Source organism: Psychrobacillus sp. NEAU-3TGS, assembly GCF_029955155.1.
GTDB lineage: Bacteria > Bacillota > Bacilli > Bacillales_A > Planococcaceae > Psychrobacillus.
Map to the genome: position 1 here is coordinate 155107 of NZ_JAPNOZ010000010.1, position 14685 is coordinate 169791.

Annotated in this window: 9 protein-coding genes and 4 pseudogenes; 3 read left to right on the top strand and 10 right to left on the bottom strand. The window is 37.2% G+C overall.

Translation table 11 applies throughout. The features are described from left to right. Positions 1–250 precede the first annotated feature (250 nt). Both OR571_RS09270 and OR571_RS09275 read left to right on the top strand, forming a co-directional pair. Positions 251–1285, top strand: a complete 1035-nt coding sequence (locus tag OR571_RS09270) for a sensor histidine kinase (protein ID WP_282242526.1) — start codon at positions 251–253, stop codon at positions 1283–1285. A 38-nt stretch (positions 1286–1323) separates the two neighbouring features. Continuing rightward, entirely contained in the window at positions 1324–2628 is a 1305-nt protein-coding gene (locus OR571_RS09275; protein ID WP_282242527.1) for an MFS domain-containing histidine kinase, read from the top strand. Positions 2629–2644: 16 nt separating this feature from the next. On the opposite strand, the gene OR571_RS09280 is transcribed toward OR571_RS09275, so the two are convergent. The 10 genes and pseudogenes from OR571_RS09280 to OR571_RS22935 all read right to left on the bottom strand — a co-directional run. Further along, on the bottom strand, positions 2645–2938 hold the full coding sequence (locus OR571_RS09280; protein WP_282242528.1) for a hypothetical protein: 294 nt from the start codon (positions 2936–2938) through the stop codon (positions 2645–2647). Further along, positions 2935–3312, bottom strand: a complete 378-nt coding sequence (locus OR571_RS09285; RefSeq protein WP_282242529.1) for a hypothetical protein — start codon at positions 3310–3312, stop codon at positions 2935–2937. The genes OR571_RS09280 and OR571_RS09285 overlap by 4 nt, the downstream gene beginning before the upstream one ends. Before the next feature lie 120 nt (positions 3313–3432). Continuing rightward, on the bottom strand, positions 3433–3942 hold the full coding sequence (locus tag OR571_RS09290) for an ankyrin repeat domain-containing protein (protein WP_282242530.1): 510 nt from the start codon (positions 3940–3942) through the stop codon (positions 3433–3435). 412 nt (positions 3943–4354) lie between these two features. Then, positions 4355–4567, bottom strand: a complete 213-nt coding sequence (locus OR571_RS09295) for a bacteriocin immunity protein (RefSeq protein ID WP_282242531.1) — start codon at positions 4565–4567, stop codon at positions 4355–4357. A 19-nt stretch (positions 4568–4586) separates the two neighbouring features. Continuing rightward, positions 4587–5714, bottom strand: a complete 1128-nt coding sequence (locus OR571_RS09300) for a hypothetical protein (RefSeq protein WP_282242532.1) — start codon at positions 5712–5714, stop codon at positions 4587–4589. A 15-nt stretch (positions 5715–5729) separates the two neighbouring features. Beyond that, positions 5730–6205 (bottom strand): annotated as a pseudogene (locus OR571_RS09305) (T7SS effector LXG polymorphic toxin); the annotation flags it as partial. A 1260-nt stretch (positions 6206–7465) separates the two neighbouring features. Then, entirely contained in the window at positions 7466–8083 is a 618-nt protein-coding gene (locus OR571_RS09310; RefSeq protein ID WP_282242534.1) for a hypothetical protein, read from the bottom strand. A gap of 15 nt (positions 8084–8098) precedes the next feature. Then, positions 8099–9277: a ParM/StbA family protein gene (locus tag OR571_RS09315; RefSeq protein ID WP_142539054.1), complete on the bottom strand. Its 1179-nt coding sequence runs from the start codon at positions 9275–9277 to the stop codon at positions 8099–8101. A 717-nt stretch (positions 9278–9994) separates the two neighbouring features. Continuing rightward, a pseudogene (locus tag OR571_RS22930) lies at positions 9995–11407 on the bottom strand (DEAD/DEAH box helicase); the annotation flags it as partial. 30 nt (positions 11408–11437) lie between these two features. Next, positions 11438–13155: pseudogene (locus tag OR571_RS22935) on the bottom strand (SNF2 helicase associated domain-containing protein); the annotation flags it as partial. A 155-nt stretch (positions 13156–13310) separates the two neighbouring features. Here OR571_RS22935 and OR571_RS09325 point away from each other — a divergent pair. Beyond that, positions 13311–14542: pseudogene (locus OR571_RS09325) on the top strand (mechanosensitive ion channel family protein). Positions 14543–14685: the final 143 nt, after the last annotated feature.

The window sequence follows — 14685 nt, forward strand, 5'->3', positions numbered from 1 at the left end:
AAATTATTAGGAGATGTATAAATTGGGAATTATAACTATGCATTTTCTATTTAATCTTTCCTTATTAATGATTATATTTTTTATTTTTTTTCTATTAAATAAGAGAGTCGGTAGTATCCATTTACATAAACGAGCAAGTTTATTTTATTTTGTTATTTCGTTAATACTTTGTTCTCTATTTTCTTATCCCATACAAAGTGGGTATGTTCTAGATTTGAGGATCATTCCTTTTATATTGGGTGGTCTCTATTTGAGGTTCAGTCCTATACTAGGATTTTTGGTTATATTCTTTCGGGCATTTCATGGAATAGATGTTGGATTCTTTATAGGAGCTGCGTTTTATACCGTATTCAGTTTTTTTATATGGTATATTTCTCCTTGGTTTTTAAAACTCACTTCTAATATACGAATGCTTTTTTCCGCAGGTATTACTTTACTGATAAGTGTTGGTATATTCACTATAGCATTAAACAAAGTATCTCCTGACCAATTGCTAGACATATTCATCGCCTATTTAATAGTCCCGCCACTTGGGGTTGCCATGATTTCTACCCTCATTGAAATAAGAGAAAAAAATCAACAGTTGCAACAACAGTTAGTCATCGAAGAGAAGTTGGCTGCACTCGAACAAATGGGGGCTGCAATATCTCATGAAATTAGAAACCCATTAACTACAGCAATTGGTTTTATAGAGCTCCTCGACCAAGTTTCTTTAGATAGTAATAATAGTGCAAAATACCTCTCCATTATCAAAGACGAATTAGATTCTGCAGAAGGTATCATACAAGATTACTTAACCTTTTCTAAACCAATTATGGAATCAACAGAAGAATTAGATATTCAGAAAGAACTAACGCATATTTTGAAATTACTACATCCACTCGCTAATTATCATTCAGTAAAGGTTTCTACTGATTTTTCTGCCTCTGGAACTATCCAAGGAGATAAATCGAAATTCCATCAATGCTTTATTAATATTATAAGAAATTCAATCGAATCCATGCCTTATGGCGGTGCATTAATGATAAAGACGACTGCTACTCAGAACAAAATAATTATTTCTATTCAAGATACAGGAATTGGATTGAGTAAAGAACAGATTAAACGCATAGGGGAACCATATTATTCTACGAAGGGATCCGAGGGAACTGGTCTCAGCATGATGGTTGCTTACAGTATTTTACGTGCTATGAGAGGAACAATTGAAGTTCATAGTGAGGTCGGCAAAGGTACCATCTCCCAGTTTCATTTTAAGCGGCATAAAACTAAGATAAAAAGAAGATGAATCTTTTCTGCATAAAATAGTAATGGAGGAATCATACCTTGGAATTAACAGTATATTTCTTTTTTAACCTATCCTTGTTGATCGTATTACTATTTTCAGGATTTTTATGGGCAGAAAAGTCGAAAAATTCTTGGTCTTACCGAACTATTTTCATCATCTATTTAATAATTAGTTTAACCCTCTGTTTTATTTTTACTTATCAAATAGAAGGCATTAATGTCCTTTTTGGTTTACGAAAAATTCCGTTCATTGTCGGTAGTTTATATATGGGATTAGGTCCTTTTTTGGCTGCATTCATTATGCTTGTAAGAGGGTTTTTGGGAATTGACTATGGTTTTTGGAGTACCGTCCTTTATTATGGAGGGTTTGCTATTCTTTTTTGGCGAATTTCTCCATGGTTTTTAAAACGCTCTCCCAAGCAGCGCATTCTTTTTTCCGTAGGCGTAACATTTCTGTTCAGTTTTGTCCAAACTTTTACGCTGGGAATCTGGCACTTGCCTCATAGTAGCTTCAAAGTTTTGTTTATTTTTTTAGTCATTCAACCAATTGGAGTCGGAATTATTTCTTATATTATTGAAGAAATTCTGATGACTATACAATTGCGTCAACGCACGATGAAGTCCAAACGGTTAGAGGCTGTGGAACGAATGGGTGCAGCTATTAGTCATGAAATTCGTAACCCGTTGACAGTAGCCATTGGTTTTGTTCAACTTTTGCAAAATAATGCTATTTCCAAAGAAAACCACAATCAATATCTCTCCATTATTAAAAACGAGCTGAAATCTGCTGAAAGAGTCATTCAAGAGTATTTGAATTTCTCTAATCCTGAAATTAAATCGATGGAACCTCTAGTTGTTCAGGAAGAACTAAAACAAGTAGTTCAATCACTAAAACCATTGGCAAAGCAAAATTCGGTCAAGATAGTTTCTATTTTTTCAGAGGGAGAGGAGATTGAAGGAGACAAACAAAAATTTCATCAGTGTCTTGTAAATATTATGAAAAACGCAATAGAAGCAATGCCAAACGGAGGCACATTAACGGTTGAAACGGAGAGCACACCAACAACTTTAGGTATTCTCATTAAAGATACTGGTTCAGGTATGACGCTTGAACAAGTGAACCGTTTAGGTGAGCCTTATTATTCAACAAAAGGAAGCAAGGGGACTGGCCTTGGCATTATGGTAGTGTATAGTATCGTACGTGCTATGAATGGGACAATTCATGTAGAAAGTGAAATTGGACAAGGAACGACATTTAAATTCACATTCCCTTCCTTGTCACCTAGTTTTCTAGAACCTGTAGAAACAAAGGAAACTGAGAAGGAACTTGTTGGGAGTCGATAGCTTGGGGTGCCAGGTTCTAATACAATTTAAAATTGTTTGAGAACCTGCCTCCATTCGATTTTCCAAGTGCCTTCGGATTATTAGGTACATAATTTTTATCAATCTCAATTTGGTACACTCTTCTAGATACATCTACTTCCTTTCCACCAACTTTAACTGTTCCTTTTACTTCTACTGCAGTATACTTGTCAGCTAGCCAATCTAATTCAATTTGTTCAGAAGATAATTTCCCAGATTTAAGCCCCGCAACTTCACCCGTACCCTTAACACCGCTCTCCACCCTAGCCTTGGAGATTATCTGTTCCTTCAATCCGCTTGCATTGACTGTGTTATAAGGAACTTCACCTGCGATCGAAACTGTGGACGGGGTCCGTAAGGTAATAGATTAGCTAATGATGCAGAGGCATTATTTACGGCTCCAGTTACTGTTTGAACAGCTGCCTTTGTGGCCGCAACCCCTGATTTTGTAAGTGCACCGACACCCTTTGTTCCGACTATAGACGTGGCGACTGTGCCTAATGCGTAGGTTACCCAGTAGGCACGGGAATTGGCATCCCCATTCACCATATCACGTTCGTAGGAAGAAGAGATTGCCGATTTTATTACGTTGAATGTCTCTACCAGATTCGTAACCGCTTCTACTGTAGCGTCCAACGTGGCTTTTGGGTCCTGGATTATATCCACAATACCTGTGACAAAATCTTTTCCTAAAGTGAAAGGTGCCAAGTTCTAACACAATTCGAGATTGTATTAAAACTGGCACCTTTGATTAATTATTTTTTTGCTTGGTCACTGTAACACTTTTTATTCTTTTTCATCCATTTTTTGCTTTAGGTATTCAGCAATTTCTGTTTGTCCAAATTCTCTAGCATACTCATAGGCATTCATATCCTTAATATTTTCGCCAGTGTACCTAATTGAAATATCTATGCCTTTTTCAACTAGAAACTTAACTACTTCTTTATGTCCGCCATAAATCGCCCCAAATAATGGGTTTCTTTTTGCCAAGCTCACATCTAATTCTGCGCCTGCCTTTATTAAATATCTTGCTATCTCCAAATGCCCCGCTCCTGCAGCCACTCTTAAAGGAGAAGCATCAAATACATCCCCTTTTGTGTTAACATCGATTCCTTTATGAATTAGATATTCTACTATTTCAAAGTGCCCTTTCTTTGCTGCAACATGTAGCCATGTTCCAAATGGTGTCATTGAATGTAAAGATTCTGGATTATCGCCTATTAAACGCTTTACTTCATCAATATCACCAAGCTTAATAGCACTTCTTAAAGCTTTATTTAGACTTTTTTCATCCATAAGGTTACCTTCTGTATAATGATTGGGATGCCGTATATTGTTTTTCAACAAACTGATCATTCTCTTCACCATCTATAGTTAGATCTGTTTCATTTGCCTTTCCACAGAAATATCTCGTGATAACTCATAATCATATACAAGTTCTCCAAAAACCTTTCTAGTCATTTTATTATTTCCTCGCTTTGTTTGTTGGCAACTTCCCCAGTTCAAAAGTTCCTGAATTTATCTAATTTGTAAAAAGTAAAAACACAAAGTAAAACAGATAATTTAATACATCATATGGGGTTTTCAAGGTTTATCTCTATTATCCAAATAACAAATGGTTTAGTCTCCACTAGGTAACTCCTCAAAAAAGAAACTTCGAATGGTAAATAGCCATTCAAGGTTTTTCTAATAAATATTCCAAATACCATTACTTTTCCTCTTTATACGCTAACGCAATCTCAACTACTTCCTCTGGAGATAAATCTTCATCATTCCAAAAAATTAAGTCACTAGGGGCAGGATGGGGAACATTCCATTCTAGGATTTCTATATATTCACTTATTTCTTCATCAGACAACTTTGGATTACATATTTTATTCACAAGTTCAGCTAATTCCTCTTTAGATAGCTTTTTACTCATTTTTTCCACCTCCCCTTAATTACTGCCCTTTCTTTCCAAAATGATAAGCAGGATCTAATATATCTTGGTGCATTTTTGGTGAAGTAATCATTATATTATCAAGATTATAAACTTCCCCACCCTTGTCTATAGGCTGTTTATGGTGAAGTATATATGACTTATGTTTGCCATAATGTTCAACTTTGGGAGCGATAGGAGCATTTCCTTCTAGCATCCTTGCCACATTTCGGTTGTTAAACTCCTTTTCAAAACTTGAATTGGCTACTGACTTCCAAAACTCTTTTCTAAAATCATCAAAGGAATTGAATTGTCTATCTATCAGTTTTTTTCTTATTTCATTAGGTAATACACCAATTGCACCTTTGTTATACATAAGCTTAGTCTGTGTTTGAAGGCTTCTATCTAACTTAAAACTTTCATTTACAACACCTGGCTTATTCCTCGGACTCTTACTTAAATCTTTCCCCGTACTCTTAACAGCACTCTCCACCCTAGCCATGGAGATTATCTGATCCTTCAATCCGTTTGCATTCACCGCGTTATAAGGTACTTCACCTGCGATCGCAAACTGTGGACGGGGTCCGTAAGGCAGTAGATTAGCTAATGATGCAGAGGCATTATTTACGGCTCCGGATACTCTTGGAACAGCTGCCTTTGTGGCCGCAACCCCTGATTTTGTAAGTGCACCAACACCCTTTGTTCCGACTATGGATGTGGCGACTGTGCCTAATGCGTAGGTTACCCAGTGGGCACGGGAATTGGCATCTCCATTGACCATATCACGTTCGTAGGAAGTAGAGATGGCCGATTTTATTGCGTTGAATGTTTCTACCGGATTCGTAACCGCTTCTACTGTAGCGTCCAACGTGGCTTTTGGGTCCTGGATTATATCCACAATGCCTGTCACAAAATCTTTTCCTACATCAAATAAACCCGTTAAAATTCCATCCACTACTTCTAAACCAGTATCTACTGCCGACTTTTCTTCCTCTACTTCACGCAGGCACACTTCTGCTTCGTTTGTCGGTGTCTTAAAGGTTAACGGGGGACTACAGGAAGCGAGCTCTGCCCAACGATCTGTTTGGAAGTGAATATCCGTGAGATGATTGTTGAACATATCTTCCATGTTATGAATCCATGTTTCCATTGCATGCATGTCTTGCTCGAAAGGTAGTAAGGCGGCTGTTTGTGTTGCATCAAATTCTTGCAGCCTATTTACTGTGTCGTCTCTTTTTCTTTTGCATCTAGAACACCCTCCTGTACTCCACTATCATCCAGATGCGGAAGGGCAACGATATCGCTCACCTGGTCCATAATACTGTTTGACTCATTCGTTAGATTTGCAGTCAATCGTGCGATTGTAGTAAGTCCCAGCTCTACCTCACCTACTAGAAATTGCTCTACAATATGACCTGAAGTATCTGGTTCGAGGGCATCGAGAGCGCTTTGCATTTGTTGCAGTACTTGCTTATAACCAGCAGCAGAGACTACAAAGTGTTGGAGTAACGGCAGATGACATTCCGCGTAATAAGCTCGGATTGCATTACCCCCTTCTCCTTTTAGTTTTTCATCCATCGCTACTAATCCTTCTACTGCATGTTGAATTGCTTTCATTTCGCTATCCAGCCTGTCTAACATTGTGATATTTCGATTAAGCCCTTCTTGTAAAAAAGTGAAACTCAATCAGAGGGGAGGCCTTCCCCCCTCTGATTGTTAGTTGAACCATTCGGGCTTTTATGGACAGTAAAACCTCCCACTTCTGCTTTTGAAGTGGGAGGTCTACTGTCCGTTAAAGCGGGACAAGTCTACATCTAGTATTTTCATAGGCACACCTTGGTTTCTTTTCTTCTATTGAAAGAATGTAAGTGGCATCTGTTAACTCTAAAACATGATATCTTCCTTTCCTGGTCCATCAAACTCCTCCTTATTCCTATTAGTTTTAATATTCCATTTTTTATAATAAAGGTAAAGATGGAATTTTGTGAAATTGGAAAAATGATCCTTAAGAAGTCTAAGGTTTGCAACAAAACCAATACGTACGTCATAAACCAGTTTCTATTTAGGAATACAAATACCTATCTATATAAGTTTTATAGTTCATGAATATCGGTAAATTATCTCATTGGTTAAATAATCTCTTCATACATATAGAAAGAAAAAAGGCTAAGCGGCCTATAGCCTGTCCAATTTACCTCAATAGGAATAGATTAACTGTGTGGTAGTTAATAGGCATTAATCCAAGTAAACTTGCTAATTTAAGAACTAGTTGCTCTCATACAGATTTAGTTGTTTTTAGAATAGAATTGGTTGCTTTCCATGACTGATTGATTGTCTTTAGCCATTAACTGGACAATATTGCTAGGAGATACTTCGAATTATCGGGACACTGCGTGGGGAACAGTCACCAGTCTTCGCTCTATTACCAAAAGAGCATCCGCTGCTCGGTTGGTTTTATCGCGTTCGCAGCCTGTTATGTCTGTCTTATTACAACATTTACTGAATTATATTATTGGGTCTTTTCCTAGTAATAGATTTTATTAGAACAATGGATATTAATTAAGCAGCAAGCTCCTTTGATTTTCACTTCAGGCGTCGACTCCAGTGGGATGAGTGGGCTAATGAGACATTCCAACGACGCCCAAAGCGGCGGGAATGGCTCATCGCTCACCCCACGGAAAGCGTACGACTGCAGTGAAAATCATGGTGGACACTGCATTCAAATCACTATCAAGCAGTATCCCTATAACACGATTAAATTAAAACATGCTGTTCCTTATGCTTCTTGAAAAAAGTTATCTATACATCTAAATCTTTTATAGTTTCCTAACCAATAAAAAATTCGCCTTAAACCAGCTCTCACTGATTTAAGGCGAATTTAATCTTTAATAGACGGTATTGTTACTTATTCATTCTCGAAAGAAAATCTCCAAGTAAGTCATCTAAGCTTTCGGTTTCGACATTTTCCACTGAATCTTCTTCAGTGGACGCATGCTCATGTTTTACTTGCTCCCAGTCAAAATTCATCAAATCATCTTCTAGTTCGTCAGCAAGCATTTCTTGTTGAATCTCTTCTGATTCTGTCGAATTATTATCGTAAGGACTTGTATCTAGATCATTTTTTACAGTTTCCGTCGGCTCGGTTTGTAAATACAGGGCTTGGTCGATATCTAAAGCATTGCTGTTAAGAGAGGCAAGAATAGACATTGCCCGAACAGGATCTGACAGCAAATGATAGACAATGTTTCCTAGCATAGCTTCTGAATGTGCGTGTTTTAGCCAATTGCGCTGTTCCTTACTTAGCTGTTTTGGCATTGGAATGGTAATAGTTTCTCTATCCTTGGATAAGGAATTACTTACACCCTCCATAACAAACTCGGCTATTTTGCTAGAAAAGTTTCTTCTCTCTGTTTCTTTTAACTTTTGCATTTGCTTTAAAATATGATCAGGAGTATCAGAAGGGAGCCGAAACGTAATAGCTTGCCCCCTTTGAATACTTGATTTCCCTGACTTTTCCATGAAATCACCCTATTTTTATACTTTTTGTATCGTTGCCTCAGCTTTTTTCGTCTCTTTAGCATTCTTTCTGACAAAATCAGAGATTAGTTTGTGATAAGCATTTGCCATCATCCAAATGCTCTCTTTTTCATCTTCAAAGAATTCGATATTGTAGCCATTCAAGTTGTTATTTAACGTTTTAATATAATCTTTTAAAACGATTGACCCGCCGCCTACAAAATAGCAGATCTCTGTTTGCGAATTTTTTTGCCATACATTACGTAAATGACGATATTCTTTCTTCGCTAAGTCTAAAAGAATACGATCTGTAATATCATGAACGCTTGTACGACTACCGTTCACCATAATATGATTTCGGTCATTCTTTCTAGTGATGATATCTACAACATCTCTACGACTGTCTAATTCCACACCATGTTTTAGTCTAATTTCTTCTCGAATAGACTCTAGTGCTTCAGAAACGCCTAGATTGAAGCCTTGTGCTTTATCGTCGTCCACATTACGATTCTTAATGACTGCCACATCAGTTGATAGGCCACCAATGTCTTGAATAAGGATGCTTTTATCTACTAAATCTCTATTTATAATGTTTAAATCATTATCCATTACTAGGTTGATATAAGCTGCGAATCCTTCAGGGTATATTTTAACTTCATCAAATTTAATATTTACTTTTAGTCCTTGGTATTTAGGTGTTACTAAAAATTCAACTTGATGAACTGATCCTAAGAGCTGTGAACGGTAGCCCACGTCTTTTCCTTCTTTTACTTCACGAAGGGGCAGACCAGTACCTAACGTATAGTTTGCATCTATTACATTATTATTCTTTTTAAATAGACCTGCATTTTCTTCTCTAACTGCATCTAAAGCCAAAGTAGCAAATAACATGACTAATGTTTGATCTTCCTCTGATTTGTTACTTCCAGGGTCTAATTCAGTTGCATTATCGCTTTTTGTCGCTAAGCTACCAACACGATAAATTATATTATTTTCATTAAGGGCAGGGGAGTGTACTCTAATATGGATTCCTTCTATAGGATCCTTATCGTTTAATTCCTCTATACCTATAACCGGTCTATCTTCTGTTGATACCGCAATTACATTGGGAATGTTTAGTTCATAATCCAATTTACCAAATAAAGCTTTAACTGAGTCATTTCCTACATCGATTGCACAAACTCTTGAAGTGTTCATCAAATCATCCCTTCTTTTTATAGGTTCTACCATTTTAAGGTTATCTCACAGGGATTACTCCGTCAATCCATCAAAAGGTGTATTCAAATTGTAAACATTCAATCTAATCTTGTTTACAACACACACATTTTCGTATACTTGTAATCTTTTTTGTATACATCCCTATTTAACAACATGCGTACGTATTTGTATACATGTTTACATTATTGAATACGTTATGTTTACTTATTGTATACTTGTATACACAACTGATTATTTTCTCTTTTAAGTAAAAGTAAGCTTTTCTATCTTTATTATTTGATGCTTTTACCTCACCTAATATTATTTAAAAACAAGGAATTTCTGTGAAGAAATATCTACTAACTGAAATTATAAGATTTACTTCTCACTTACTCCTCTAAAGAAGAAATATTAGTAAGAAAATTATCAACCTCACTTTTCGCTTCCTTACAACAGAAATTATCTATTAACCACTTAAGCTAGTCGGTTTTTTTATTTAATTAGCATTTTAAGGGTGTTTTAGACCATTTAAACCACTTAGCATGTTTTGGTATGGAATTATTATTAGAGCGGCCTTAAAAGGGCATATTTTAAGGTGATATGAAGGAGAACCTTAATAATACCGTCTACAGGAACCAAATACTATTAATTTTCTTCATTGTTATAAACAGAAAAATCCAAGATAAGCGATGCATGCTTTTCTTGGATCTTAAGTTTCTATTCAATCATTAATATCTCTTTAATATCCTCTTCCGTCATAGCGGACAGTGCATCCTGCCCTGAGTGAATGACTTCATCGATGAGGCTTTTCTTTTTGTATTGCAGTTGCGTAATTTTTTCTTCGATCGTACCCTTTGCTATTAAACGAATGATATGGACTTCGTTTTCTTGTCCCATTCGATGCGCACGGTCTGCAGCTTGCTGCTCCACCGCTGGATTCCACCACAGGTCGTAAAGCACTACTGTATCTGCTCCAGTCAGATTAAGCCCAGTTCCCCCTGCTTTTAGCGAAATTAGAAATAGATTCCCTTCTCCGTTATTAAAACGATCACATAATGCTACTCGTTCCTCCGATGGTGTTTGGCCGTCTAAGTAGAAATAGGGAATTCCCTCTCGGATTAGTTGCCTTCGAATAATACCTAGCATCTGTGTAAATTGTGAAAAGATGAGCACTCGTCTACCTGATATTCGACATTCCTCTAAAAGCTCCATCAGCTGTTCAAATTTAGCGGAGCTTCCCTTATAACCTTCCACAAACAGAGCTGGGTGACAGCATAGTTGGCGAAGTCTTGTGAGTCCGGCCAATATTCTTATCCGATTTCTTTGGAGCTCCCCTTTTTTCAAATGCTTCAATGCATCTTGTTTAAGCTCAGCCAAATAGGCTGCATATAACGCTTTTTGCTCTATTTGTAACTCGGAATACAGCATTGTTTCTGTCTTGTTTGGTAATTCCTTCAGTACATCCTGTTTCATGCGACGCAATATAAATGGACGTACTCGTTTTGCTATATTTTCACGGCTTAATTCACTGAATGCCCTTCTTCCGGGTAGTAACTCTGGAAACACAACATGAAATATAGACCAGAGTTCATCTAATGCGTTTTCGATTGGCGTGCCGGTAAGTGCAAAGCGGTGCTCTGCTCGAATCAACTTCACCGCTTTTGCTGTTTTGGTGAGTGGGTTTTTAAAAGCCTGTGCTTCGTCTAAGAACAGCGTATAAAATAGGCGATTCCTATATAGCTCTGTATCCATTCGAAGCGTTGGATACGAGGTGATTATTACATCTACATGAGTACTCTGTTTCCACAAATCAGTTCTTTTGGTTTTATTGCCATCTATCACCTGTGTTTGAATATGTGGCGTGAATTTTTCTAACTCATTCTTCCAATTGTATAGGAGGGAGGCTGGACATACGATTAGTATCGGTAAATGACGGGTGCGGACATCTGAAAGAACAGATTCAATGAAAGCAATGCTTTGAAGCGTTTTACCAAGCCCCATATCATCGGCAAGAATCCCACCGAATTTGTATTTTGATAGTAATTGGAACCATCTAAATCCTACTTTTTGATAATCTCTAAGAACCCCTTCTAAAGGGATTGGACTATCCAACTGTAAGTTTTCAGGGTTGTGTAAGTTTTTCATTAGCTTAGCAAATTTTTCTCCCGGTTCCACTAGGTCACTTTGCTCTAAGGAGTCGATCATCTGCATTCCTTTTATTAATGGAACTCGAATTACCTCTTCCATCGTATCCGCGTCAATCCCCATATCAATAATAAAGCTTGATAAAGCTTGGTATTCAGGTGTCTCAAGCGAAACTAAGTTACCACCTGGAATGCGGTAAAATTTTCGTTTTTCTTCAATAGAAGCCATCAGCCGCTGGATTTCCTTTTCCGAAATTTCTTTTAGATCGAACTTGAACTCTAGCCAATCTGTTCGTTCCTTTACTTCGACTCTTATCCTTGGACCAATGTAACCTCTTTGCACACGCATTTTCACGGCTGTCGAAGCATAAACCTGCACCCATTTTTCCATGTTACCAATTACATGGTATAAAAATGATACTCTGCTTCCTCGTCGTATAAAAAAAATCCACCTTCTGTTTGCGTAAAGGAGTTTTCCTCAAGCAATTTAATGACTTGAAGTTCCTTATTGCGCTGGCGTCTTATTCCTGGATAATGCGAAAATGTTTCTTCGGTTTCCTCGCATGGATTGATGACTAAATGCCCATAATGAAACTCTAATCCTACTAATAACCGATGTTTCACTCGGTCTAGGAACATCTTAATACGAAGCGGCGTTTCCCCTAGTCGTTTGGAAATGGATTCTGCAATTATCACTTGCCCGAGCTTCATCAAACCAGGTATAACTTTTTCCATAAAATGATCTATTTGATCGTCTGATATAACGAGTTGATGTGTTCCTGACTTATCCAGCATTGCTTTCAGCTCTACTAGCCTATTGCACTCATCTGCAGGAAGCTTATATAGGACACCATCTGACAGTGCATAGTCATAAGCCTTTAATACGCTAATTTGCTCGAGACCTTTCACATTCAATTGATAGCCGATCGTATTTCCTTCCTCAAATTCAAAGCTGAGAGAAAGCTCTTTTCCTATATGAACGCCATTGAAAATCTGTCCACCGTGCATTACTCTAACTGCCGGTGCTTTTTTCAATAAAGGAAGTAGCTGTTCCCAATCTGAGGCGGAGATAAGTAACAGTCCTTCTTGTAAGGCGGTTTTACTTTTTATTCGCTGGCTTTTTATCAGAAATTGAAGAACTTCATCCGTTTCTCTTGGAAAACTGAAGAGCTGTGGTGTATAGATCAAGCCCGGTGCATATTCGAAGGGTTCTCTACTTTCCATTGCACTCAAAAATTTTGCTATATGGGAGACTGGATGTAGCTTACGGGAACCAATACTTAACTGTATGCCTAATGCATACTCCCCCTCTGTTTGATAAACAGGACGGTATGTGAACTCCACATGCAATGTCTGTCTTTTATCAAAATGTAGCTGCTTACCGGTAGGAGCTGAGGATTTATTTTCAAATAGTTCTAGCATTTGTGCCGCTAAGTGATCCTCCGCCTGCTGCTTCTCTTCAATAGAAAGTAATACGGCCGCAATATGCTGGCAGTATGTCTGTACAAAGCTTATTTGCGGACATGTACAACTAGCCACTATTTTTCCACCGGGAGTTGCTTTTACCATGACATCAAAGCCATCTCCCACTTTCACATTGGCGGTAATAACTGTACTTTCTTTTTTAGCTGGGTGAAGATTTACTTTTTCCGCCTGAAAGTATGCCTTCCCCTTTTTAAATGCAGTAACGCCGCATAGTTTTTTGATTTTTGTTTCATTCATCGAAAAGTTCATATTGTAGTCCTTTCTCGATTACTGTTAGTTATCTCTGTTATGGATTTGTTCTGTTTGGTAATATCTTAGCATGTTTTGTGTTGAAACATGGAACAAGGTGAAGGTCAATTTATTTTGATATAATGATATTTATGTCAACAAATGGAGTGAAATAGATGGAAATCGTAAGCCAACAGCTTTTAAAATATGGAATGGATGCTACCTTAGTTAAATATCTATCCATAGTCATTACCATTCTTTTAATAATGATTTTCTGTATCATAGCGAACTTTATCACCAAAAAAGTAGTAATCAGGATGATTACCAAAATTGTGAATAACACTAAATTCCATTGGGATAATGTCCTTTTAGAAAGAAAAGTTTTTCATAAGCTTTCACATATAGTTCCCGCAATTATCATTTATCGCTTTGCCTCTACTTTTCCATCTTATCGCGATTTGATTGAAAAGGGTGCGATGGCCTATTTAATAATTATGGGGTTAATCGTTATTAACAGCTCTTTAAATGCAATGAATGATATCTATCAAACATATGAAGTGTCAAAGACTAAGCCTATTAAAGGATATATTCAAGTAGTTAAAATTATTGTCATTACGTTTGGTGCAATTCTTGTGATTGCGAACCTCATAGGAAAAAGCCCGCTGCTTCTTCTAAGTGGAATTGGTGCTCTCTCTGCTGTATTCATGTTGGTTTTTAGAGACTCGTTATTAGGACTTGTTGCAGGAATTCAGTTGTCGACCAATGATATGGTTCAAGTTGGCGATTGGATAGAAATGTCTAAATACGGGGCAAACGGAGACATTATTGATATCTCCCTCAATACCGTTAAGGTACAAAACTTCGATAAAACGATAACGATGATTCCAAGCTATGCGCTAATATCCGATTCTTTTATCAATTGGCGAGGGATGCAATCTTCTGGAGGCAGGCGGATTAAGCGTTCATTAAATGTCGATGTTAATAGTATTGTATTTTGTACAGAGGAAATGATCAGTAGCTTTAAAAATATCCATCATCTTTCGGACTATATTCCGCTTCGAGAACGTGAGATTACAGAGTACAATAATAAAAATAAAATTAACAAAAGTAATCCCGTGAATGGTAGGGCGCTTACGAATATCGGGGTATTCAGAGCGTATATTAGCAACTATCTTCGAAATCATCCTGGAATCAACCAAGAAATGACCTTAATGGTTAGACAATTAGCACCAACCGAACACGGATTACCAATAGAAATATATGCATTTACAAATGATGTAGCATGGGCTGTGTATGAGACTGTTCAAGCCGACATTTTTGATCATCTTTTGCCATTGCCCCAGAGTTTGGAATTCAAGTATTCCAGAATCCATCTGGGAACGACTTAAAAAAATTCACGAATATATAAGGACGAGCTATTACTGTAAACCATCAGTAGTAGCTCGCTTTTTTGTTTGATATATACCAAATAGAATCTCTTTTAATAGATTAGAAACTTTCTTAAACTTTTTTTCTAAATCCAAGTATAAAAGTTAGATAGATTGACTATAT